The organism is Lactobacillus sp. (assembly GCF_051873315.1).
Taxonomy (GTDB): domain Bacteria; phylum Bacillota; class Bacilli; order Lactobacillales; family Lactobacillaceae; genus Lactobacillus.
The window spans coordinates 1-23,811 of sequence record NZ_JBJEES010000133.1 but is presented as its reverse complement, the minus strand read 5'-3'; the positions used below and the strand labels follow the sequence as shown (position 1 = coordinate 23,811).

At 51.4% G+C, this 23,811-nt stretch carries 20 protein-coding genes, 2 pseudogenes and 1 riboswitch; of the genes and pseudogenes, 17 read left to right on the top strand and 5 right to left on the bottom strand.

The annotated features are described in order from the left end of the window. From ACI32D_RS07960 to pyk, 3 genes and pseudogenes are all read left to right on the top strand, one after another. Window positions 1-2,058, top strand: a pseudogene (locus ACI32D_RS07960) (DNA polymerase III subunit alpha); the annotation flags it as partial. 208 nt (window positions 2,059-2,266) lie between these two features. Beyond that, on the top strand, window positions 2,267-3,226 hold the full coding sequence (gene pfkA / locus ACI32D_RS07955) for a 6-phosphofructokinase (protein ID WP_439776048.1): 960 nt from the start codon (window positions 2,267-2,269) through the stop codon (window positions 3,224-3,226). A gap of 39 nt (window positions 3,227-3,265) precedes the next feature. Beyond that, entirely contained in the window at window positions 3,266-5,035 is a 1,770-nt protein-coding gene (pyk, locus tag ACI32D_RS07950) for a pyruvate kinase (protein WP_439776047.1), read from the top strand. 343 nt (window positions 5,036-5,378) lie between these two features. On the opposite strand, the pseudogene ACI32D_RS07945 reads toward pyk, so the two are convergent. From ACI32D_RS07945 to ACI32D_RS07925, 5 genes and pseudogenes are all read right to left on the bottom strand, one after another. Next, a pseudogene (locus tag ACI32D_RS07945) lies at window positions 5,379-5,733 on the bottom strand (ATP-binding cassette domain-containing protein); the annotation flags it as partial. Between the two features lie 119 nt (window positions 5,734-5,852). Continuing rightward, window positions 5,853-6,635: an ABC transporter permease subunit gene (locus ACI32D_RS07940; protein ID WP_439776046.1), complete on the bottom strand. Its 783-nt coding sequence runs from the start codon at window positions 6,633-6,635 to the stop codon at window positions 5,853-5,855. Window positions 6,636-6,649: 14 nt separating this feature from the next. Then, window positions 6,650-7,627 carry an aliphatic sulfonate ABC transporter substrate-binding protein gene (locus ACI32D_RS07935; RefSeq protein WP_439776045.1) on the bottom strand — a complete coding sequence of 326 codons (978 nt, stop codon included), beginning with the start codon at window positions 7,625-7,627 and terminating at the stop codon, window positions 6,650-6,652. Window positions 7,628-7,633: 6 nt separating this feature from the next. Next, window positions 7,634-9,166, bottom strand: a complete 1,533-nt coding sequence (locus ACI32D_RS07930) for an AMP-binding protein (RefSeq protein WP_439776044.1) — start codon at window positions 9,164-9,166, stop codon at window positions 7,634-7,636. After that, a complete protein-coding gene (locus ACI32D_RS07925) occupies window positions 9,163-10,338 on the bottom strand; it encodes an acyltransferase (protein ID WP_439776043.1) in 1,176 nt (391 codons plus the stop codon). The genes ACI32D_RS07930 and ACI32D_RS07925 overlap by 4 nt, the downstream gene beginning before the upstream one ends. A gap of 191 nt (window positions 10,339-10,529) precedes the next feature. Between ACI32D_RS07925 and ACI32D_RS07920 the strand changes: the two genes are divergently transcribed. The 14 genes from ACI32D_RS07920 to ACI32D_RS07855 all read left to right on the top strand — a co-directional run. Further along, the gene (locus ACI32D_RS07920) at window positions 10,530-11,408 is read left to right on the top strand and encodes a CvfB family protein (protein WP_439776042.1); all 879 of its coding nucleotides are present in this window, start codon (window positions 10,530-10,532) and stop codon (window positions 11,406-11,408) included. Beyond that, entirely contained in the window at window positions 11,401-12,297 is an 897-nt protein-coding gene (gene xerD, locus ACI32D_RS07915) for a site-specific tyrosine recombinase XerD (RefSeq protein ID WP_439776041.1), read from the top strand. The genes ACI32D_RS07920 and xerD overlap by 8 nt, the downstream gene beginning before the upstream one ends. A 10-nt stretch (window positions 12,298-12,307) precedes the next feature. After that, the gene (locus ACI32D_RS07910) at window positions 12,308-12,661 is read left to right on the top strand and encodes a reductase (RefSeq protein WP_439776040.1); all 354 of its coding nucleotides are present in this window, start codon (window positions 12,308-12,310) and stop codon (window positions 12,659-12,661) included. Then, the gene (locus ACI32D_RS07905; RefSeq protein WP_439776039.1) at window positions 12,651-13,385 is read left to right on the top strand and encodes a segregation and condensation protein A; all 735 of its coding nucleotides are present in this window, start codon (window positions 12,651-12,653) and stop codon (window positions 13,383-13,385) included. Before ACI32D_RS07910 ends, ACI32D_RS07905 begins: the two co-directional genes overlap by 11 nt. Then, window positions 13,375-13,977 carry an SMC-Scp complex subunit ScpB gene (gene scpB / locus ACI32D_RS07900; protein WP_439776038.1) on the top strand — a complete coding sequence of 201 codons (603 nt, stop codon included), beginning with the start codon at window positions 13,375-13,377 and terminating at the stop codon, window positions 13,975-13,977. Before ACI32D_RS07905 ends, scpB begins: the two co-directional genes overlap by 11 nt. After that, window positions 13,977-14,696: a pseudouridine synthase gene (locus ACI32D_RS07895; protein WP_439776037.1), complete on the top strand. Its 720-nt coding sequence runs from the start codon at window positions 13,977-13,979 to the stop codon at window positions 14,694-14,696. The genes scpB and ACI32D_RS07895 overlap by 1 nt, the downstream gene beginning before the upstream one ends. A 27-nt stretch (window positions 14,697-14,723) precedes the next feature. Then, window positions 14,724-14,839, top strand: a riboswitch (FMN riboswitch). Between the two features lie 80 nt (window positions 14,840-14,919). Beyond that, window positions 14,920-15,624, top strand: a complete 705-nt coding sequence (locus tag ACI32D_RS07890) for an ECF transporter S component (protein ID WP_439776036.1) — start codon at window positions 14,920-14,922, stop codon at window positions 15,622-15,624. Between the two features lie 109 nt (window positions 15,625-15,733). Then, window positions 15,734-16,129 carry a LysM peptidoglycan-binding domain-containing protein gene (locus tag ACI32D_RS07885; RefSeq protein WP_439776035.1) on the top strand — a complete coding sequence of 132 codons (396 nt, stop codon included), beginning with the start codon at window positions 15,734-15,736 and terminating at the stop codon, window positions 16,127-16,129. Window positions 16,130-16,181: 52 nt separating this feature from the next. Further along, complete coding sequence (gene cmk, locus ACI32D_RS07880) at window positions 16,182-16,859, top strand: (d)CMP kinase (protein WP_439776034.1); 678 nt, start codon at window positions 16,182-16,184, stop codon at window positions 16,857-16,859. Window positions 16,860-16,947: 88 nt separating this feature from the next. After that, a complete protein-coding gene (rpsA, locus tag ACI32D_RS07875; RefSeq protein ID WP_439776033.1) occupies window positions 16,948-18,153 on the top strand; it encodes a 30S ribosomal protein S1 in 1,206 nt (401 codons plus the stop codon). 76 nt (window positions 18,154-18,229) lie between these two features. Then, on the top strand, window positions 18,230-19,537 hold the full coding sequence (der, locus tag ACI32D_RS07870; protein ID WP_439776032.1) for a ribosome biogenesis GTPase Der: 1,308 nt from the start codon (window positions 18,230-18,232) through the stop codon (window positions 19,535-19,537). Window positions 19,538-19,740: 203 nt separating this feature from the next. Continuing rightward, on the top strand, window positions 19,741-20,016 hold the full coding sequence (locus ACI32D_RS07865; protein ID WP_002877566.1) for an HU family DNA-binding protein: 276 nt from the start codon (window positions 19,741-19,743) through the stop codon (window positions 20,014-20,016). A gap of 115 nt (window positions 20,017-20,131) precedes the next feature. Further along, entirely contained in the window at window positions 20,132-21,385 is a 1,254-nt protein-coding gene (locus tag ACI32D_RS07860) for a tetratricopeptide repeat protein (protein WP_439776031.1), read from the top strand. Window positions 21,386-21,513: 128 nt separating this feature from the next. Beyond that, window positions 21,514-23,811: YfhO family protein (locus ACI32D_RS07855; RefSeq protein ID WP_439776030.1), on the top strand; the 2,298-nt coding region annotated here is incomplete at its 3' end.

Genomic DNA, 23,811 nt, shown 5'->3' with positions numbered 1-23,811 from the left:
AACGCCAGTCCCTTGACCCGCCTCCTTTATCAAACCGCCAAAAGGCTGGAAGGCCTGCCGGAAGACACGGGCACCCACGCCCCTGGCTTAGTGATCAGTGAGGAGCCCCTGTCCAGGCAGATCGGTCTCATGACCGGGAAAGAAGCGCCTTTATGGACGGTTGAGCAGACCAAAAAGTATGTTGAAAAGTACGGCCTCCTTAAGATCGACTTTCTGACCCTGGACAATCTGGAGCTTTTGGAAGGCGTTTTGGCGGAAATCAAAAAGACCAGCGGTTCCCTGGACTTGACCCGGCTGCCTCTGGATGATCCGGATACTTTGGCCCTTTTTGCCCGTGGGGAGACCCAGCAGATCTTCCAGTTTAATTCCAGCGGGATGCAGGAGGTCTTGCGGAAAATTCAGCCCCGGACTTTTGACGACTTGTCCGTAGCCGTGGCCCTTTACCGGCCGGGCCCAATCGCCAGCATCCCCTTGTATGTTGCCCGGAAAAACGGGACCAGTCCGGTTCAGTATCCCGATCCCAGCTTAAAAGAAGTCCTGGGGCCAACCTACGGCGTCTTCGTCTACCAGGAGCAGGTCATGCAGACAGCCCGGATTTTCGCCGGCTTCAGCCTGGCTGAGGCTGACGTCTTCCGAAACGCGATTTCCAAAAAGCAGGCTGGCCTTTTGGCTGAAGAAAAAGGCAAGTTTATCGCCGGGGCAATGAAAAATGGGCACAGCCGGCAAGCCGCCGAAGCGGTCTATGCCTTAATCGAGCCCTTTGCTAACTACGGCTTCAACCACTCCCACGCCGTGGCCTATGCCCTTTTGGCTTACTGGCAGGCCTTCTTGTCCGTCCACTTCCCAAGAGAGTTCTATTTGGAAAAAATCCGGGCTAGCCGGGGTAAGGAAAAAGGGGCCATCATCCGCCAGGCCAGAAAGGCCGGCGTTGAAGTCCTGGGCCCGGACATCAACTTGAGCCAGGAAGAAGCCCGCCTGTTTGAAGGCCGGATCTACCTGGGCTTAAAGGACATCATGGCTATTACTCCGCCATTTTTGGACCAGCTCTTAAAGATAAAGCGGCCGGTAACCAGCTTCCCGGCTTTTCTGCGGCAATTGGATGCCAAGGAGTTAAAAGAAAGGCAGCTGATTCCCTTGATTGAAGCCGGACTTTTTGACCAGATCAGCCCCAACCGGGCAAGCCTTCTGGTCAACTGCGGCAACATGCTCAATACCGCCCGCCTGTCGCAAAAGAGCCTGGTCTTGCAGGACTTTCTGGCCGCCAAAGAAGAAAACGTGCCGATGCCTACGGCAGCTGAAAAGGCGGCCATGGAAGAGCGGGCCATGGGCTTTGCGATAACGGCAACGCCTTTGGAAATTGCCGGCAAGGCCTTGGCCAAGCGCTACGGGGCCAAGACCTTTGCTGCTTTTGCCTTAAACGAGACCGGGCAGGTCCTTGCCCAATTCGTCAAGAAAAACGACTGGCGGGTCAAGCGGGGGGCGCGGGCTGGCGAACTAGGCAGCAACGCTGTTTTTAGCGACGGGCAGACCAGTGAAAAGGTGACGATTTTTACCAGCCAGTACCGCCGCTTTGCCCAAATGCTGAAAGAAGACGCGGTCTATCTTTTGCAGATTGACAAAAAAGAAGACCAGGAGGATGGCCGGGGCTACCAGCTGATCTTGCGGGACCTCCGCCTTCTGGACTTAAAACAGATCGAGCAAGTCGAAGAAGTCAAGCCGGTCACGGTCAAGCCAAAAGAACTGGCCCTTGAGCGCTATTTTGACCAGCACTATCAGACCAAGCGCCTGGGCGACTTCCGGGTCAAAGAAAGGGGCACGGCCCTGGGCAAGCTGTTAGCTGTCCGCTACCAAGAAGACAAGCGGGGGCGGAAGATGGCGACTTTGATCTTGGCCGATTCTTCCGGCCGCTACAGGTGCTGGCTTTTTGCCGGGGAACTGGCAAATTTAAACTTGAATTTGCAGGTGGGTGACTATTACCTGCTCAAGTTAGAAGCTTTAGGCCAAAGAGAGAGCCTGGACTTTAAAATTTATGGCCTCAAGCAGGTCAATTTGCGCTGAAAATGACTTGACCAATTTGCTTTTTTGAAAAAAATCTGTCCTAGTGAAAAAAATAATAAACGCCAGGCTGGGATTTGTAAGCCCTAACAGGTCGAAATGAGAAATAAATCGAATTTAAACCAGATTTTACAAGACTTTATGCGGGAAAAATGTTATGATTTATGTGATGTGAGATATTACACAATTTAAATCATGATGAGGTGAATTCATGAAACGGATTGGTATTTTGACTAGTGGTGGCGACGCCCCTGGCATGAATGCAGCCGTAAGAGCCGTAACCAGAGTCGCGATCGCGAACGGTTTGGAAGTTTTCGGCATCAGATACGGTTTTGCAGGTTTGGTTGCGGGCGACATTTTCCCATTGGAAAGTGAAGACGTAGCCCACTTGATCAATGTTTCCGGTACCTTCCTCTACTCTGCGCGTTATCCTGAATTCGCAGAAGAAGAAGGGCAACTGGCTGGTATTGCTCAATTGAAGAAGCATGGCATCGATGCTGTCGTCGTTATCGGTGGGGATGGTTCCTACCACGGCGCCCTGCAATTGACTCGCCACGGCTTCAACTCAATTGGTCTGCCAGGCACGATCGACAACGACATCCCTTACACGGATGCCACGATCGGCTATGACACGGCCTGCATGACGGCAATGGACGCGATCGACAAGATCCGTGACACTGCTTCCAGTCACCACCGGGTCTTCATTGTTAACGTAATGGGCCGCAACTGCGGTGACATCGCCATGCGCGTCGGCGTAGCCTGCGGTGCGGACGCGATCGTCATTCCTGAAAGACCATATGATGTCGAAGAAATCGCCAACCGCTTGAAGCAAGCTCAGGAAAGCGGCAAGGACCACGGTTTGGTAGTCGTTGCCGAAGGCGTGATGACTGCTGACCAATTCATGGCTGAACTGAAGAAGTATGGTGACTTCGACGTTCGGGCCAACGTTTTGGGCCACATGCAGCGGGGCGGCACGCCAACTGTTTCTGACCGGGTGCTGGCTTCCAAGCTGGGCAGCGAAGCCGTTCACCTTCTTTTGGAAGGCAAGGGCGGCCTGGCTGTCGGTATTGAAAACGGCAAGGTTACTTCACACGACATCCTTGATTTATTTGATGAGTCTCACAAGGGTGACTATGACTTGTTAAAGCTCAACGCAGATTTATCAAGATAGTTGTTTTTATAGTTTTTGATTTAGGGAGATTTTTTCAAGATGAAAAAAACGAAGATTGTTAGTACTTTAGGACCAGCTTCAAACGATATTGAAACTATTACCAAGTTAGCCGAAGCAGGCGCAAACGTATTCCGTTTCAACTTCTCACACGGTGACCACGAAGAACACTTGGCAAGAATGAACATGGTTCGTGAAGTTGAAAAGAAGACTGGCAAGCTTTTGGGCATCGCTTTGGACACCAAGGGTGCCGAAATCAGAACCACTGACCAAGAAGGCGGCAAGTTCACTATCAACACTGGTGACGAAATCCGTATCTCAATGGACGCAAGCAAGGCCGGCAACAAGGACATGATCCACGTTACTTACCCAGGCCTGTTTGACGACACTCACGTTGGCGGCACTGTATTGATCGACGACGGTGCTGTTGGCTTGACTATCAAGGCCAAGGACGAAGAAAAGCGCGAATTGGTTTGTGAAGCTCAAAACACTGGTGTCATCGGCTCAAAGAAGGGTGTTAACGCTCCAGGTGTTGAAATCCGCCTCCCAGGGATTACTGAAAAGGACACTGACGACATCCGCTTTGGTTTGAAGCACGGTATTAACTTCATCTTTGCTTCATTTGTACGTAAGGCTCAAGACGTTCTTGACATCCGCGCACTTTGCGAAGAAGCTAACGCACCATACGTTAAGATCTTCCCAAAGATTGAATCACAAGAAGGTATCGACAACATCGACGAAATCTTGCAAGTTTCAGATGGTTTGATGGTTGCCCGTGGTGACATGGGTGTTGAAATCCCATTCATCAACGTGCCATTCGTACAAAAGACTTTGATCAAGAAGTGCAACGCTTTGGGCAAGCCAGTTATCACTGCTACTCAAATGCTGGACTCAATGCAAGAAAACCCACGTCCAACCCGTGCCGAAGTAACTGACGTTGCCAACGCCGTTCTTGACGGTACTGACGCAACCATGCTGTCAGGTGAATCAGCAAACGGTTTGTACCCAGTACAAGCAGTTCAAGCTATGCACGACATCGACGTTCGGACTGAAAAGCAAATGGACACCCGGAACACTCTGGCTCTGCAACGCTTTGAAGAATACAAGGGTTCAAACGTTACTGAAGCTATCGGTGAATCAGTTGTCCGGACTGCTCAAGAACTGGGCGTTAAGACTATCATCACTGCTACTAGCTCCGGCTACTCAGCTCGTATGATCTCCAAGTACCGTCCAGACGCAACCATCGTTGCCTTGACCTTCGACGAAAAGATCCAACACTCATTGGGTATCGTATGGGGCGTTGAACCAGTTTTGGCAAAGCAACCTTCAAACACTGACGAAATGTTCGAAGAAGCTGCCCGCGTAGCCAAGGAACACGGCTTTGTTAAGGATGGCGACCTGGTAATCATCGTTGCCGGCGTACCATTCGGCCAATCAGGTACTACTAACTTGATGAAGCTGCAAATCATCGGTAACCAACTTGCTCAAGGTTTGGGCGTAGGCACTGGCTCAGTTATCGGCAAGGCTGTTGTTGCTAACAGCGCTGAAGAAGCCAACGCTAAGGTTCACGAAGGTGACATCCTGGTAGCTAAGACTACTGACAAGGACTACATGCCAGCTATCAAGAAGGCCAGCGGTATGATCGTTGAAGCTTCTGGCTTGACCAGCCACGCAGCTGTTGTCGGCGTATCACTTGGCATTCCAGTTGTTGTCGGCGCTGCTGACGCAACTTCAAAGATCGCTGACGGCTCAACTTTGACTGTTGACGCTCGTCGCGGCGCAATTTACCAAGGTGAAGTTTCAAACCTGTAATCTAGGATTGCAAGTCTGACAACCACAGAAGAAAAGAGCTCAATCAAACGATTGAGCTCTTTTTCTTTGCTTGATTATTTCTTTTAAGCCGCCGCGTCGTCTTCACCCAAGATGATCTTTAAGGTGTCGTGAACGATCTTGTCCTTGGCCAGCTGGGCCTGGTCATCGTCTTGGTCGCGGAAGTCGTTGATCATTTCCGCGGCGATGCCTTGGTTTTTGATGACCCAGATTTTGTTGGCCATGATGGTGGCTTCCCGGACGTCGTGGGTAACAAGTACCGTGGTGATGCCTTCTTCCTTGCAGACCTGCAGGATAAGTTCTTGCATCTTGCTTCTGGTCAAGGCATCAAGGGCACCGAGTGGTTCATCCAAAAGCAGGAGCTGGGGAGAGGACAGGAGGGCTCTGGCCAAGGCTGCCCTTTGTCTCTGCCCCCCGGACAGGGTAGCCGGGTAGGCGTCAGCGTATTCTTCCAGCCCCACCCGGGCTAAAAGGCGCTTTGCCTTGTCCGGGTCATTGCCGGTCATGAGCAGGTTGCCCAGAACCGTCTTCCAGGGCAGCAGGCGGTCATCTTGGAACATGACCCGGGCTTGCTGGTTAAGGCCGGACAACTTTTGCCTATTCATGGTAATTTCCCCGCCTGTCGGCTCTTCCAGGCCAGCGATCAGGCGCAGGAGGGTGGACTTGCCGCCCCCACTCATCCCGACCAGGGCGATAAATTCGCCTTTAGAGATGCCTAAGTTGACGTTTTTCAAAATTTCCTTGCCGCCATATGACTGTTGCAGGTTGCTGATTTCGAGAAAAGGCATTTTTTAACCTCCTATTGGGCTGACCGGCTGTTTTGCCAGTCAAGCAAGATGACTTCAAAGTTGTGGGCGATAAAGTTGGACAGTTCCCCCAGCAAGGCATATAAGACGATGCAGAGGTAGATGGTGGTCACGTCCATGTATTGCTGGGCATTGGTTGACATGTAGCCGATGCCGGAGTCAGCTGAGACCGTTTCGGCTACGATCAAGGCTACCCACATGGTCCCTAGGGCGTAGCGGACCCCGATCAAGATGGTTGGCAAAGCACCAGGGAAAATGATGTCTTTGAACATCTGCCACTTGGAAAGCTGGTAGGCCTGGCCCATTTCCAAAAGGTCCGGGTCAATTGAGCTGATGCCATGGTAGGTATTGATGTACATTGGGAAGAGGCAAGCCAAGGAAATCAAGGTGATTTTTGACCCTTCATCGATTCCCATGATCAAGATAATGAGGGGAATAAGAGCCATATTAGGGATGGTTCTGAGCATTTGGATGCTGGTGTCAAAAGTCTGCCGGAAGACTTTTGAAGTTCCGGAACAAATTCCTAAGATAAAACCGGCTCCGCCCCCGATCAAAAAGCCCATGCTTGCCCGGTAGAGGCTGATACTGATGTTCTTTTGCAAGGTTCCGCTTTGCCAGTCCTTGACCGCGGTTGCCAGGACGGCAGATGGGGCCGGGAGAAATTCTGACTGGATCCATTTCAGCTGCACGCTGATCTGCCAGAAGCAGATGATGATGACGGGCAAGGCCCAGGGGAGCAGGTCCTTTTTCCAGTTAAAAGCTGCTTTCTTTTGCATGTTTGGCCTCTTTCTTACTTAATGCTGATGACGTACTTGCTGATCTTCGGGTCGGTCTTGATGACGCCGGCCTTGTAGAAGGTGTCAGCCATGGACTGGGATTCCTTGATAGCCGTTTGGGTGACGGCGCCGAAGTCGTATGATCGGCGGGAGATCATCTTTTTAACGACGGATTCCTTAAGCCCCAGGGCCTTGACCAGGATCTTGGTCAGCTTGGCTTGGTGTTTGTTGGCCCAAGTCATGTCTTGGCTGAGGTACTTGATCAAAAGCTGACTGACTGCCTGGTTCTTCTTGGCAAACTTTTGCGTTGACATGATGTAGCTGCGGTTGTTGTAAGAAACGTCTTCCCCGGTGTAAAGAAGGGTTGACCCGCTGGCTTCCAGCTGGGAGGTAGTTGGGTCCCAGGCCACGATGGCGCTGACCTTGCCCTTGGAGTAGGCAATAGAAGCTGCGCTGGTTTCCAGGTTGACCAACTGAACATCGCTGGTCTTTAAGCCGTACTTGGACAAAAGGGCCCGGATAAAGTATTCAGAAGCCGTGGACTTGGTGTAGGCAATCTTTTTGCCCTTTAAGTCAGCAATCGTCTTGATGCCGGATGACTTTTTGACCAAAAGGCCGGTCCCCTTGGCCTTGGTCCCGCCAGTGGCGATGTAGGCCAGTTTGCTGCCAGCCGCCAGAGCCGTAACCGGCGGAGTGTCCCCGCAGCGGGCGTAGTCGATTGAGCCTGAGGCCAGGGCCTGGACTTCTTCAGCCCCGGAGGAGAATTCCTTGAAGACCACATTGTAGCCTTGCTTCTTCATCTTTTTCTTTAAAGCCCCGCGGGCTTTGGAAATGGCGATTTCGTCACCGGACAGGTAGCCGATCTTGATCGTGGTCAATTTCGCGCTGGAAGATTTGTTGAGCCCGACTTGGGAATAAATGACCACGCTGGCCCAGAGGGCCAGCAAGACGGCGAGGAAAATTTTTCTGGCTAAGTGCTTGTGCTTTTTCATAAAAAACTAGGCTCCTTTTCTTTCTAGCTCTGCCAGTTCCGCGGCAAGTTCCGGCCGCTTGATCTTCCCGGTTGGGTTAAGCGGGAACTGGTCAACGAAAAAGATTTTGCTTGGGCGGCGGTAGGCGGCCAGGTTCTTTTGGCAGTAGCGGGAAATTTCTTCCCGGGCTTCTTCACTTGAAACGCCGGCCTTTGAATCTAAAACGATGGCGGCAGTGACCGCTTCACCGTAAAGCTCATCTGGAGTTGGAACAACGGCGACGGCTTTGACGAAAGTCAGTTCAGAGATGACGTTTTCGACGATGATTGGGCTGACTTTTTCGCCGCCCCGGTTGATCAAGTGCTTGATTCGCCCGTCCAGCCAAAGGTAGCCGTCTTGGTCAAAGTAGCCCAGGTCCCCGGTATGGAACCAGCCATTTTGGAAGTCCTTTTGGCTGCCGGACAGGTAATGAGTAATGACGTGGTCGCCTTTGATGCAGATCTCGCCTTTAATTCCTTTTTCCTTGCTATATTCGTGGTATTTGCCATCGGCAAAAATTGCCATGTCAGTGTGATAAGGCTTGCCCGATGACCCGATCTTGATGGCATCAAGCGGGTTCAAAGTGCACTGCGAGCATGATTCGGTCATCCCGTAGCCTTCTAGGATCGGCACATGGTAAGTTTCAATGAACTGCTTGTGCCGGGAAACAGGCAGCATGGCGCTGGCGCAGCGGATAAAGCGGAGGCGGTTTTGCGGATGCTCTTTGTAGGCGGCCAGGGCTTTTTCGTTCTTGAGCAGAATCGTGACAATGGTTGGCACGACTGAGGACCAGGAGGCATCAGCTTCTTCAACCCAGTTCCAGAAGCGGCTGGCCGAGAATTTCGGCGCGATGGCGATTCGTCCTCCAGCCAAAAGGCTGCTGGTTGTCAGAATCATCTGGGCGTTCATATGAAACATGGGCATGACGACCAAAACCGTGTCGTCCGCGGTTAAGCGGTGGCTGTCCTTGTCATATTGGGCAGCGTTTCTCATCATGGCATGGGTCAAGCCGACCTGCTTAGGCTTGCCGGTGGTGCCGGAAGTGTTTAAGATCAAGCCAAGGGAGTCTTCGCTCGGCAGGCAAGACCGGCCGGCTGGCAGGTCTGTTTTATAAAAGAAGGCAAGATCCGGCTTGGTCTTTAAATTCAAGATCTGTTTTGCAAAAGCTGGCAAGTTGATTTCTGCCGCCAGCTCAGCGTCAAGCAAGAGGGCCGGGTAGTCCAGGTCGCTTAAAAGGCGGAGGATTTCCGGGGCCGGAGTTGAAGCTGAGACGGGGTGGGGGGTGATCCCCATCCGCCACATGGCCTGGTTGATGGGAATATAGACTGGGCTGTTGGCCAGGCAGAGCAGGACCCGGTCGCCAGCGGCCAAGTTCACAGTCTTAAAAGCTTCTTTTAACAAGGCCACGTCATCTTCGATGTCCTGGCCGGTAAACCATAAGTGCCGGCTGAGGTCCATTAGGATTTCCCTGTTTTGGTTCTGGGCGATTTTTTCTTGCAAGTCATCAGTTAAGCGTGTCATGAGATTTCTCCCTTCTTAAAAAGTGCCAGCAGCTTGCGGCCGTTTGGCCGGCCGATCAAGCGGCCGAATGGCGGAGTCAGGTATAAAAAGTCGGCGATCAGCCAGGAGATGGCCAGGCAGACCGCGTAGCCAAGTGGGAATAAGGCTAGCAAGACCCACTGGTTCAGCTGAACCAGGCTCAACAGCCAGGCCAGGAAGGTGATTGAAATTGAGTGGACCAGGTAAACGCCAAAGGAAATGGCGCTAGACCGGTCAACCCAGCTGACAAAGGCCGGTTTGGTCTGTTGCCACTGGTCTCTTTTCTCTGCATAGAGCAGGCAGAGGGTGAAGATGGTGGCGATCATGCAGACCGCGTAGATCATTAAGTATGGCTGGTGAATCAAGTTGGCTGAGTGCTGGCTGAGCTGCAGAACCTGGACGTTGAACTGGTAAAGGACCAGGGTTCCGGCCGCGGCAAGCGCGGTTGTTATGAAGACCAGCTTCTTTTTCCGCAAAAGCCACTTGGTTAAAGCTTCGTAGTTGATCCAGGCCCAGCCGCCTAAAATGAAGTAGAACTGGTAGAACAGAATGTTGTTGCCGTAGTACTTGAAGAGGTAGGGCCAGGAATCATGATTAACCTGCGGGTAGTAGTACTTGGCCCAGATGACCAGGCAAAGCTGGAGTGCCGCGCTGAGCGCCAGGAGCAGGTTGAGCTGCTTTTTAAATAATGCAAAAAGCTTGAGCACCAGCGGGAAGATCAAGTAGAGCTGGAACATCAAGAAGATGTAGTAAAAGTAGAACTGGTTGCCTTTGCTGATAGCTTCCAGCCAGCCGGTCAGCCACTTGTTCCAGCTGAAAGAGCCGCTGGTCAGCAAGAGGAAGGCTAAAAAGAGGCCGTTCCAGAAGAGGTAGGGAATACCGCTGCCGATATAGCGTTTTTTCCAAAAAGTCGGCCAGTTCTGCTTTTCCGGCTTGCCCCAGTAGCCTAAAAAGAGAACTAGGCCGGTGATGAACATAAAGCCAAAGCGAGGAAAGTGCAAAATCAAGTGAGTTGATACTAAAAAGCGGCCGGCAGGGGTCGCCCTGTTGCCTAGTGCCTCTGCAAAAGTGCTGGCCACGTGGTTGAGCACGACGCCAAACATAAAGAAGCAGCGCATCAGGTCAACTTCGTAAAGGTGTTTTTTCTTAGACATGTAAGCCTCCTTATTTATTGCTTACCTAGATTAATTAAAGAACTTGGCCAAAACTTGCTTTAAAATAGAAAAAACTATGCGTGAATTGAAAAAAATCAGCGACTGGGCAGAAAAACTATTGCTATTTGCTTTATTTTCTTTCTTTGTTCCCGTATACTAGCATTAGAATTATGTAAAGTTGGAGGCAGAACATGCTTGGAGAAATCCGGACCGGTAAAATTACTGACAGCAACGCTGAAGCCTATTTCGTGCAGATTGACGGCTTAACGTTCAAATTGAAGAAAGAAGAAATCACCCAGGAAGAGCCGCCCAAAATTGGCGGCGAAATCACGGGCTTTATTTATGATAATCAAAAACATGAACGGGAAATGACCCAGTTCTTGCCCTTTGCTCAGGCTGACCAATACGGCTGGGCTACGGTTACCAGGGTTCAGCGGGGCCTGGGGGTCTTTTTGGACATCGGCTTGCCTGATAAGGATATAGTTATGTCACTGGACGACCTGCCGCTTGACCCGGCCCGCTGGCCGCAAAAAGACGACCGCCTTTTGGTAAGGCTGGAAACTGATGACAAGGACCGGATCTGGGCCAAGGCAGCTGACGAAAATGTCTTTGACCAGATCGCCGTCCGCTTCCCAAATAACCTGGTCAACAAGAACCTGCTTGCCCGGGTTTACTCCAGCAAGTCCCTGGGCTGCTTTGTCTTGACCAATGACTACTATTTGGGCTTCATCCACGAATCCCAAATGCAGCAGCCGCTGCGGCTTGGCGAAGAGGTCAAGGCCCGGGTGATCGGGGTCAGCCAGTACGGCCGCTTAAACATGAGCGTTTTGCCCCGGGCTTTTGAAGAAATTGACGATGACGCGGCCATGATCATGATGTCTTTGCGCCGTAAAGCTGATAAGACCCTGCCCTTTAGTGACAAGAGTGATGCCCAGGCAATTAAGGATTACTTTGGCATCTCTAAGTCAGCCTTCAAGCGGGCCTTAGGCAACTTGATCAAGCGGGGGCTGGTCAGCCAGGACAAGGAAGCCGGCACGATCAAGTTGGTCAAGGATGAGGCGGATGAATAAGCTCGCTGAACAGATTGACGATTACCTGCGCTACAGCCAGATTGAACGGGGACTCAGCCCGAATACGATCGCGGCCTACCAGCAGGATTTACAGGAATTTTTAGCTTACGTCAGAGAAGAGCAGATGACAGACTGGCCGCTGGAAGCCGTGGAAATTGATGCTTTTTTGGCTAAAGAGCGGGACTTGGGCAAGGCCAACAGCTCTATCAGCAGGCTGGTGTCGACCTTGCGCCGCTTTTACCAGTGGCTGGTCCGCCAGCAGCTGATTGCCCTAGACCCCATGAGCCAGATCGATGCTCCCAAGCGGGAGAAGCGGATGCCCCTGGCTTTGACTGAGGCAGAAGTAAACCGGCTTTTAGAGCAGCCAGATGTAACAACGGATTTGGGCCTGCGGGACCGGGCACTTTTGGAACTGCTTTACGCGACGGGGATGCGGGTCAGCGAAGCAGTTAACTTAAAACTGGCCGACGTCCATGCCGACTTGCAATTGATCAAGGTTTTGGGCAAAGGAAGCAAGGAACGCTTGATTCCGGTGAGCGATTTGGCTTTGGACTGGATCAAGCGCTACCTGCCCGTCAGAGACCAGCAGCTGCTAAAAGCCGGCAAGAGCAGTGACTGCCTGTTTTTAAACAGCCGGGGCGGGCAATTGACCCGGCAGGCCGTCTGGCAGAAAATCAAGAAGTACTGCCAGCAGGCGGGGATAGCTAAAGACGTGACCCCGCACACCCTCCGCCACAGCTTCGCGACCCATTTGCTGGAACATGGGGCGGATTTGCGGGTAGTCCAGGAAATCCTGGGCCATACCGACATTTCAACGACCCAGATCTATACCAATCTGACCCAGAAGCATATCCTGGACGTTTACCAAAAGACCCATCCCCGGATTTAGAGGTGATTATATGCTAGTACCATATAAAAAAGATTATGAAAAAGTTGCCATGGGCCTCTTGTCCTATCTGCCAGATTTCAAGAACCTGCAGAATTTGAAGGAAGAAATGCAGCTGTATGCTGAAGATCCGGCCCACCAGCTCTACCTTTACCGGGACGAGGACCAGAATATCGTCGGCCTGGCTGGCTGCGAGGCCGGGGCCGGCTGCCTGGTCTTGCGCTATTTATCACTGGCGCCGGGCTTCCGCGATGATGAACATTTTTCAAAAATCATGCGGGAACTGGCCCAGGAAGCTGGCAAGCAGAAAGTTATGACGGTCCCGGAATATACCTATTTAATGAAGTACTTGAACAATGATGAATGAAGGCATGACCATTGAGCTGCCGAATTTTGAAGGCCCCCTGGACCTTTTGCTCCACCTGATTCGGTCGCAGGAATTAGACATCTATGACATCCCGATTGCCCGGATTACCCAGCAGTACCTGGACTATCTGCAGCAGATGCAGAAGCTGAACCTGCAGCTGGCAGGGGAATATTTCGTAATGGCGGCAACCTTGCTTAGGATCAAGTCCCAGTATCTGTTGCCGAAAAACGACTTCGTTGAAACAGAAGAAGAATTTACTGACCCCCGGGAGGAACTGGTTGAGCAATTGGTTCAGTATTCCGTCTTCAAAAAGATTTCAGCCTACTTTAAGGTCAGAAATGATGAAGTGCCGGTCCTGGCCGCCAAAGAGCCCAGCGTGGCTGAAGGAGCCAAGGTTCAGCCTTTGCCATTAGGGCAAATCAGCCAGCAGGATTTGACAGCCAGCTTTATTTTGGCCATGCGCCGTTTTAAGAAAAGAAATGACCATGCCCAGGTTACCTTGACCGGCCGGCCAATCCAGGAAATGATTGCCTGGCTGAAGGAAGTTTTAGCGAAAAATGGCCGGGCCAGCTTTTTTGCCTTGACTGACCAGGTGGAAAACCTGGCGGACTTGGTTGGCCTCTTTTTGGCCATTTTGGAACTGGCCAAGGACCAGTACTTGAAAGTTAGGCAAAAGCGCCGCTTCGGCGACTTGGAAATAGAAAGAAGCAAGCATGACGAGTAAAATAGCCCAGCTGGAAGCCCTCCTTTATGTGGCTGGCGACAGCGGGATCAAGAAAGAGCAGCTGCGGGACTTGCTGCAGGTAGCAGACCCGGAAATAGAGCGCCTGGCTAAAAGACTGCAGGAAAAATTAGTCAGCGATCCCGACAGCGGCCTGCAGCTTTTGGAAATCAACGACGAATACAAGCTGACGACCAGCGGGGAGGTCAGCGACCTGGTGGAAGCATATTTCAACAAGGACCTGACCAAGAACATCAGCCAGTCAGCCTTGGAAATTCTGGCGATCGTAGCCTACCGGCAGCCAATTACCAGAATTGAGATCGACGAAATCCGGGGGGTTAATTCCTCTGGTGCCCTGCAAACCCTTGTCTGGCGAGGGCTGGTCAAAGCCCAGGGAGTCAAGGACGCCCCGGGCCACCCCAAGCTGTACGTGACGACCGATTACTTCCTCCAGTACTTTGGCTACAAGTCCCTGGCGGATCTGCCGGTAATTGAGAATTTTGAAGACAGCAGCTTTGATGCCGACGGCCAGGTAGACCTGTTTGCCGAGAACGGCACGGCTGATGAAGCATTGCAAAAGATGGAGGATTTATAATGGCGCAAGAACGTTTGCAAAAAGTGATCGCCCAGGCGGGGATCGCTTCCAGAAGAGAAGCAGAAAGAATGATCCTGGCCGGCCGGGTCAGGGTCGACGGGCAAGTAGTGACCAAGCTGGGAACCAAGGTCAGCTCAATTGAACAAGTAGTTGTTGACAACCAGCCGATCGAAAGGGAAAGCCACCACACTTATCTTTTTTATAAGCCGCGCGGCGTGATTTCCGCGGTGAAGGACGACAAGGGCCGCAAGACCGTGGCTGACTACTTTAGCGACCTGCCATACCGGCTCTACCCAGTTGGCCGCTTGGACTATGACACTTCAGGCCTGCTTTTGATGACCAACGACGGGGAACTGGCCAACCTGCTCATGCACCCGAGAAACGAAGTCGACAAGGTCTACGTGGCTAAGATCAAGGGCATTTTGCAGCCAGATGAAATCAGGGCCTTGAAGAAGGGGGTCCAGATTGGCCGCTACAAGACCAAGCCGGCCCAGGTCAAGGTTTTGAAGACCAATCCCCGGGCCCAGACCCAGATCGTCCAGCTGACGATCCACGAAGGCCACTACCACCAGGTCAAGGAAATGTTTAAAGCTGTTAACCACCTGGTTGACAAATTGTCCAGAGAGCGGTATGCTTTTCTTGACTTGCAAGGCCTTACATCCGGACAGTACCGGGAATTAAACCACAAAGAGGTTGACAGGCTCAAGCAGGTGGATTAGAATATAGTTGTAAAGTTAAATAATACAAGTTGTCTTCGGGGCAGGGTGAAAATCCCGACCGGCGGTGCAAGTCCGCGAGCCATGCAAATGGTTGAATGCTGTAAAGCTACCGATAGTTATAGTCTAGATGGAAGAAGGCAGACGCTGGAATAATAAGCATGCTTACTAAGAAAGGTCTGTTGCTCTTCAAGGCAACGGACTTTTTTAATGGAGGTATGTTAATATGGAAGCTGCTAACAAACGGACAGCTAAATCAGTCAGCAACTGGCTCGCTTATGCCATGATCGGGGCTATTGCCTTCGTGGTGATGAAGTTTGAATTCCCGGTTATGCCAGGCGTCAGCTTTTTGAAGATGGACTTCTCCGACGTCATCGTGGTCATCACTACCTTTATCTTCGGCATTGGCGGCGGGGTGGCCGTGGCCGCGATCAAGTGCCTTTTGTCCTTGATCTTTGCCGGTTTTGCCCTGCCGTCATTGGTCGGTGAACTGGCTGCCTTTTTGGCCTCAATGGCCTTTGCCCTGCCATTTTACTTCCTGGCTGGATCAGTCAAGGAAGAGGACAGAAAGAGCCTGAAGGGTTACCTGCTGCCAGCCTTGGGCCTGCTTTTAGGAGTCTTGTCTTTGACGGTGGTCATGGCTTTGACCAACCAGTTCCTGCTTACTCCGGTTTACGCCTACACTTCAGTGCCGCAGGCAGCGGGGATGCACATGAACTACGCTCAGCTGCTTACTTTTACTGAACAGACTTACCTGGGCAAGATGCTGCACATTCCAAGCATGTCCAGCTACATTATGGGCATCATCGTTCCATTCAACTTGATCAAGGGGGCCATCAACTCAGTTGTGGTCTACATCCTTTTTGAATCAGTCTTAAAGACCATCAAGCCATTCGTGATCAAGCACTTCAGCGTTTCCAGCAAGTACTAATTTGAAAATACAAGTGAATCTTTTGATGAGGCTTTCCTTAGGGAAAGTCTTTTCTTTTCGATTAGGCAGGTGATTTATGGTAGAATGAAAGCTTAAAGGGGGAAGCTAGATGGATCAAAATGCCCAAAAGCCCTTGTCACGTCTGGCCCGCCAGCAAGCGGTCAGAGAAGAGCGCAAGAACAAGCAGGCGCCGTGGTGGACGGCCCTCTTGATCGTGGTTATGATAGCCCTGGCGGTTTTGCCGCTAGTTACCAGTCAAAGCAGCGATTATGCCGTCCCGCAAACTAGGAAAGAGCAGACCAAGCCCAAGCGGGCTGCCAAACAGTCCAGCAAGAAGAAGGCTACTCCAGAGGTCAAGACTTACGTGGTCAAGTCTGGCGACAGTTGGGCCGCGATCGCCCAGAAGTACGGCATAAGCGCTGAAGAGCTGGCTGAGCAGAATGGTCTTGATACCAGCTCAACCCTGGCGGTTGGTCAGAAACTGAAGATCAAGCAAGCCAAATAGCTGAATTTATTGGAAAGGATTGAAGCGATGTGAGTCGCTTCATTTTGATGTTATGCAAGTAGCAATTGATGGACCTGCTTCAGCAGGTAAGAGCACGGTGGCCAAGATCGTGGCCAATAAGCTGTCATTCGTTTATATTGACACGGGTGCGATGTACCGGGCATGTACTTTTATTGCCCGCAAGCACGGCCTGGATTACGGGGATGAGGCCGGGATCTTAAAGGCGATCGACGAAGATGGCATTGTTTTAGAGCCAGGTGAAAAGGGCCAGAAGGTTCTGGTAGCCGGTGAAGACGTGTCTTTGGAAATCCGGACTCCGGAAATCACGGCCAATGTCTCCCAGGTATCAGCCCTGCCAGGGGTCAGAAGCAAGATGGTTGACCTGCAAAGAAAACTCGCTGGGTCAACCAATGTGATCATGGATGGCCGCGATATCGGGACCACGGTCTTACCTAAGGCTGAAGTCAAAATCTTCTTAGTTGCCAGTGCCCGGTCCAGAGCGGAAAGACGGCTTTTGGACTGGCAGCAGAAGGGGATTGAGGCCAAGCAGACGGTTGAAGAAATCGAAGCTGACATTGCCAAGCGGGACTACCTTGACTCCCACCGTGAAGTTTCACCTTTGAAGAAGGCAGCGGATGCAATCGAAATCGATTCAACTAATTTAACGATTGACCAGGTTGTTGACGCTATCTTGGCCGAAATTGCTAAAAAAACAAATACCAGCAAGTAAAGTCAAAAAAAGTCTGGTAAAATAGTAGCAAATTCATCTATTTTTCGGTAAAATAGAGAACGAATAAACAGGGAGGCATTTTGTATTTATGTCAGAAAACAATCAATTTTTAGATGCTCTTGCTCAAATGCAAGAAGTTAAGGTGGGCGACATCGTTGACGTTAACGTTTTGAGCGTTGAAGATGGCCAAATTAACGTTGGTGTTCAAGGCGCCGGCGTTGAAGGTGTAATCACTCGCCGTGATTTCACCAACGACCGTAGTGTCAACTTGCGTGACGAAGTTAAGCCAGGTGATACCTTCAAGGCTTACGTAGTTCGTCGTGCAGGCGGTGACAAGGAAAACGGTGAATTTTTCTTCTCAGTAACCCGCGTTAAGGAACGCGAAGCTTACGACAAGCTGCAAAAGGACTTCGAAGAAGGCAAGACTATCGAAGGTAAGGTTACTTCATCAGTTCGCGGTGGTTTGCTCGTTGATGTCGGCACCCGCGGCTTCTTGCCAGCAAGCTTGATCTCAAACCGTTTCGTTTCAGACCTTAAGCCATACATCGGCAAGACCATCAAGGTTAAGATTACTGAAATCGACCCGGCTAAGAACCGTCTGATCCTTTCCCACAAGGAATTGATCGAAGAAGAACGCGAACAAGCCTTTGAAAACGTTGCTTCACAACTGGTTGTCGGCGACGTAGTTGAAGGCCGGGTATCACGTTTGACCAACTTTGGTGCATTCGTTGATATCGGCGGCGTTGACGGTTTGGTACACATCTCCGAAATTTCATACAAGCACGTTGACAAGCCAAGCGACGTCTTGAAGGTTGGCCAAGATGTTAAGGTTAAGGTTATTGGCATCGACAATGACCGTCACCGTATCTCCCTGTCAATCAAGCAAACTGAACCATCTCCATTCGAACAAGCAACTTCAAGCTTGAACGAAGGCGATGTAATCGAAGGCGAAGTTAAGTCTTTGACCAACTTCGGTGCCTTTGTTGAAGTTGCTGACGGCATCCAAGGCTTGGTACACGTTTCAGAAATTTCCAACAAGCACGTTGACAAGCCAAGCGATGTCCTGACTGTAGGTCAAAAGGTCAAGGTTAAGGTTCTTAACATTGACCCAAGTGAAAGAAGAATCTCCCTGTCAATTAAGCAAGCTGATCCAGAGAACGCTTCTTCATCAAACGACAGACCTCGCGCACGTCGTTCATCAAACAACGACGCAGTTGCTCGCAAGTACATGAACAACGACGACAACGGCTTCTCACTTGGTGACATGATCGGTGACCAACTTAAGAACCGTTAATCAGCACTAAAAAGACCGACCGCTGGTCGGTCTTTTTGTTTGACAAGAATCAATAGAAAGCAAAAGAGGTGAAAAGATGCCATTACCAATTGTTGCCATCGTAGGGCAACCAAACGTAGGCAAGTCAACCCTGTTCAACCGGATCATCAATGAGCGGGTGGCGATCGTGGAAGACCGGCCAGGCGTGACCCGGGACCGGAACTATGCCCGGGCCAGCTGGATGGGCCACCAGTTCAGCATTATCGATACCGGAGGCATTACCTGGGAAGACAGCACGATTGACGAAGAAATCCGGGCCCAGGCAGAAATTGCCATTGAAGAGGCTGACGTTATCGTCATGCTGGCTGACGCCAGCCAGGGCGTGACCAGCCTGGACGAGCGGATTGCCCACCTGCTCTACCGGGCCGACAAGCCAGTTCTTTTGGCTGTCAACAAGGCCGACAACCCTGAGCAGCGGACTGATATCTATGACTTCTACAGTCTGGGCTTAGGTGACCCGATTCCTGTTTCCGGAGCGCACGGCACCGGGATCGGTGACCTTTTGGACGAAGTAGTCAAGAACTTCCCAGCTGATGCCGAAAAGACAGAAGAAGGGGTTATCTCCTTCAGCGTGATCGGCCGGCCAAACGTGGGCAAGTCATCCATCGTCAACCGCCTCTTGGGCGAGGAACGGGTGATTGTGGCCAACGAAGAAGGGACTACCCGTGACGCCATCGACACGCCGTTCGTCAAGGACGGGACCAAGTTCCGGGTCGTTGACACGGCCGGGATCAGACGGCGGGGCAAGGTCTACGAAAAGACTGAAAAGTACTCTGTCATGCGGGCCATGAGTGCTATGGAGCGTTCAGATGTGGCTATCCTGGTTTTGGACGCAAGCACCGGTATCAGAGAGCAGGACAAGCACGTGGCCGGCTACGCCCATGAAGCGGGCTTGGGGATGATTATCGCCGTTAACAAGTGGGACCTGCCAAAGAAGGACTCTTCATCCGGCAAGGACTTTGAAGCGGTGATTAGGGAAGAATTCTCTTACCTGGACTATGCCCCAATTGTCTTTGTCTCAGCCAAGACCGGCAAGAACATCGACCAATTGCCGAAGATGGTTAAGGAAGTCTACGAGAACAAGAACCAGCGGATCCAGTCCAGCGTCTTAAACGACCTGCTGCTGGAAGCCAGCCGTTTGGTGCCTGCCCCAATGGTCAAGGGCAAGCGGCTCCGGGTCTACTACATGACCCAGGTCAAGACCAATCCGCCGACCTTCGTCGTTTTCTGCAACGATCCGGAACTGATGCACTTCTCCTACCAGCGCTTCTTGATCAACCAGCTGCGGGAGAATTTCGACTTCACCGGGACTCCGATCAAGATCTTGCCGCGCAAGCGGAAGTAAGACCCGGCTTTTCTTTTTCAATTTGTGACATTCTCTTGAAAAAGTGCTAAGCCGCGGGCTAAAAGCCTTGTAGGGACAACGTTCTTGTGATATTTTAGAGAACAGGGAATTAATTGAATGCAGCAAGCGCTCAGTGTCCCTCATTTCTGCAAGAGAAATGAAGTGATTAGACGCGAGTCTAATTTATAGGAGGTGAATTCCACATGGCAAATAAGGCAGAATTAGTTTCAGAAGTAGCTGCTAAGACTAAGTTGACTAAGAAGGACGTTTCAGAAGCTGTTGACGCAGTTTTCGAAGCTATCCAAGAAGACTTGGCTAAGGGCGAAAAGGTGCAACTGATCGGCTTCGGCACTTTCGAAGTTCGTGACCGTGCAGCTCGCAAGGGCCGCAACCCACAAACCGGTGCTGAAATCGAAATTCCAGCAAGCAAGGTTCCTGCATTTAAGCCAGGTAAGGCTCTTAAGGACGCTGTTAAGTAATTGACGCGCTTTAAAATAAAGAAACGCCGGGTTTTCCTGGCGTTTTTTGTTTGGGCAAAAAACTTTTTTAGCTGACTAGTTACGGTACAATAGTAAGCAGAAAGTGAGGACAAAGATGACATATTCTGAACAATTGTTGGACGCAATTCAAGGCCACCGCTTCAGCGAGAGCCGTGCCCTTCTAAAGCAGGCCCTGGAAAACGATGATCCGGAGATTCTGGCGTCTCTGGCGGAAAATTTGACTGACCTGGGCTTTACCGATCTGGCCAAGGAAGTCTACCGCAGCTTGATCGCGGAATTTCCAGATGAAGACCTCTTCAAGGTCTACCTGGCGGAAATCCTCCTCAATGACGGGGCGGAGGACGACGGTTTGACCCTGCTTTACAATGTGCCGGCTGATTCAGATGCCTATCTGGAAAGCCTCCTGGTCCAGGCTGACTACTACCAAAGTGAGGGCTTGATCGAAACGGCCCGGGCCAAGATGGAGCAGGCAAGAAAGCTGGCTCCGGATGAAGACGCCATTACTTTTGGCTTGGCGGAACTGGACTACATGAGCGACTTAAACGACCAGGCCCTGCCTCTTTACCAGGACTTGCGGCAAAGACAAACCATGTTTGGGGAAGTCAACCTCAACCAGCGGGTCTTCCAGACCCTGGCCAAATTGGGCCGGTATGAAGAAGCGGCAGCTTTTATCAATGACCATAAGGAAGACCTCCTGGATATCGACGCCAAGTACCAGGCTGGGGTGATCATGGAAGAAGCAGGCCAATTTGACAAGGCGGTTGCCTTCCTTGACGATGTCATCAAGCAAAGTCCTGACTACGTCAACGCTTATCCTTTCCTGGCCAAGGCCTACCAGGAAGAAGATAACCCGGAAGAAGCCCTCTTTGCCGCTCAGACGGGCCTGGGCTACAATGAGCTGGATGAAGAGCTTTACCAGATCGGGGCCCAGGCAGCCGCTAAATTAGGCAAGACAGAGGATGCTGAAGACCTCTTGAAGCGGGGCCTTTCGGTCAACCCGGATAACTCCAGCCTCCGGCTGCTCCTAAGCGACCTCTACCTGGCCCAGGGGCGGGCAGAAGACTCCCTGGTCTTGTTTACCTCCTTGGCTGACAGCGACCTGGAGCCCCAGGCCCACTGGAACATGGCCCGGTCCTACCAGGAAATGGAAAAATATGACCAGGCCCTGCAGGAATACCTTTTGGCCTACCAGAGCCTGCAAGGCAGTCCTGACTTTTTGCGGGGGATGATTTCCTTTGCCCAGGAGAGCGCCCAAGGCGATCTGGCCCGGCAGCTTCTGGAAAAATACTTGAAGCTTGTGCCAGATGACCAGGAAATGCAGGAACTTTACGAACAGCTGAGAAATTAGAATTTTGGATAATGACCAGGGATTGCTGGTCATTTTTCTTTTTTAATATTTTCTAGCCTTTTAGCGGTAAGGAGAGAAAAGCGGTAAAATAAAAAGACAGACCATTGAACATTTTGGAGGTATGACATTTGCAATTCAGCTTTAACAAAAAGCGTGACCGGACTGTCTACTGGAAGTACTCAGTCTTCTTTCTTTTCTTGGCGGCCTGTGTTTTTGGCCCTTACTTGCTCACGGGCCACAGCCTGATCTGGAACACAGACGCGGCCAACCAGCACCTGCCCTTGCTGGTCAAGTACCGGGAATACGTGCTCAGCTTCCTGCGCCATTTAAGCCAGGGACCGGCCGAGTGGTCTTGGACTATGGGCCTGGGCAGTGACCTGTTCTCGGTCTTTTCTTACTATACGATCGGGGACATCTTTGCCTACCTGGCCCTCTTGTTTCCGACCAGCCACCTGGTCTTTGCCTACCAGCTGATCCTGCTTTTGCGCCTTTACTGCGTAGGCTTGGCCTTTGTCTATTTTGCCCGCCATTTTGACTTTAAAGACGGCGTAATACTGATTGGCAGCGGGGTCTACATGGTCAATGCCTACCTGATTTACGCGGCCCTGGCCCAGCCAATGTTTACCACGACCTTTATTCTTTTTCCCTTGATCGTGGTCCAGCTGGAGCGGCTCTTGCAGGGAGGAAGCGCCTGGCCTTTATTCGGTGTCTTTGTTTGGATGCTGGTCAGCAACTATTACCTGGCCTTTGTTCTGGGCCTGGGGGCAATCATCTATCTGCTTTTGCGCTGGGGCCTGGCTTATTGGAAAAAGATTCCTTTTTGGTCAACGATTAAGAAGCTCTTTTTTGCCAGTTCAGGAGCAGTTCTTTTGTCAGCCGGTCTGCTTTTGCCGGAACTTTTAGGAGTAATCAACTCCACCAGGACCGGGTCGCAGTTTGCCAACGGCTTGACCTTTTATCCGGCTTACTATTACTTGCTTTTGCCCAAGGAACTGATTGACGGGGACAACTGGAAGTTGATGTTCTGGTCAGCCCTGGGCCTGGCCAGCATCATTTTGCCGGCTCTGGTTTATCTTTTCGCCAATTGGCGCAAGTATAAGACGGTTGCTGCTTCACTTGTCTTAGGGGCGGTCATGCTCTTGATCCCGGCAGTTGGGGCAGTCTTTAACGGGGGGATGTCAGCTTCAAACCGCTGGACCCTGCTTTTATACCTGCCTTTTGCCTTCAGCGTAATGGTCTTTGTCAAGGCAGTCAGCAAGCAGGCGGTCAGCCAAAAGGAAATGCGGCTGATTTTCACCGTCAGCGGGATCTACCTGGCTTATCTGGTCGCCATGTCCTTTTTGGAAAATGACTACAAGCTCTTCTTGCCAGTTATTTTCCTCTTGCTTAGTTTAGGAGCGGTTTATCTGGTCAACGAAGGACGGGCATTAAAGCGGTCGTTATTGCTTATTGTAGCAGCTAATTTAGCCTTTAATGCCCTGTACGCGGCCTTGCCTTATAACGGGAACTTCGCGGGCAATATGCTGGCCAGGGGCGAGTATGAGCAGATCGCTGAAAACCGCTACGGCGGCATGAACCAGCTTTTGCCGGCCGGCTTTTACCGGGTCAACACTGTCTCAAACAACCAGTTTGTCAGCCAGAAAAAGCTCTTTAACGACTTGACCAGCGGCCTGGCCAACGTGTCATCTTACTATTCAATCCAGAACCAGTACCTGGGCCAGTTTTCAACTGACCTGGGCAACCTGCAGTATGACAACAACATTCCCTTTCACCAGCTGGATGACCGGACGATTTTGAACAATTTCCTGGGCGTCCGCTATATTTTTAACCAAAAATACTCAGTAAATGGCAATAAGGTGCCTGGGACCTATGATCTGATTGCCTCTGGTGAGGAGAAAAAGGACCAAAATCAAGAGACTGTCTACCAGGCCCAGCTGTATAAGACGACAGAGGCCTTTCCGCTGCTTTGGTTGAGCAATAAGGCAATTAGCCCCAGCCGCTACCAAAAGCTCTCAGCGAGCCAAAAAGAGCGGGCTCTGGCCAGCGGAGTGGTGGTCAAGGACTCCGGCCTCAGAGCAGCTAAATTGATCGGGGTCAAGACTATCAAGGCTAGCCTGCTTGCTGCCAATGGCAAGAAGCTGAGCAAGAATAAACTGACTTATACGGACTCTGATGTCAGTTACAAGCTGAAGCTGCATCTGTCAGATAAAGAAAAGGCGAAACTGGGCAAAAGCGAGCTCCATGTCGAAATCAGCCAGATTTCCTACCAGCCCTTTACTTTAAGCCAGCAGCTGGATTTGGAGCTGAAGAAGGCCAAGCAGGAGGCAGACTTGACTGGCCAGACCTTTAACGAGCGGGCGACCCGCTACAAGTACTGGCGCTACCACCTTCTGGCCGGGTCGCCAGATCCCAGCTACAAGCTGACG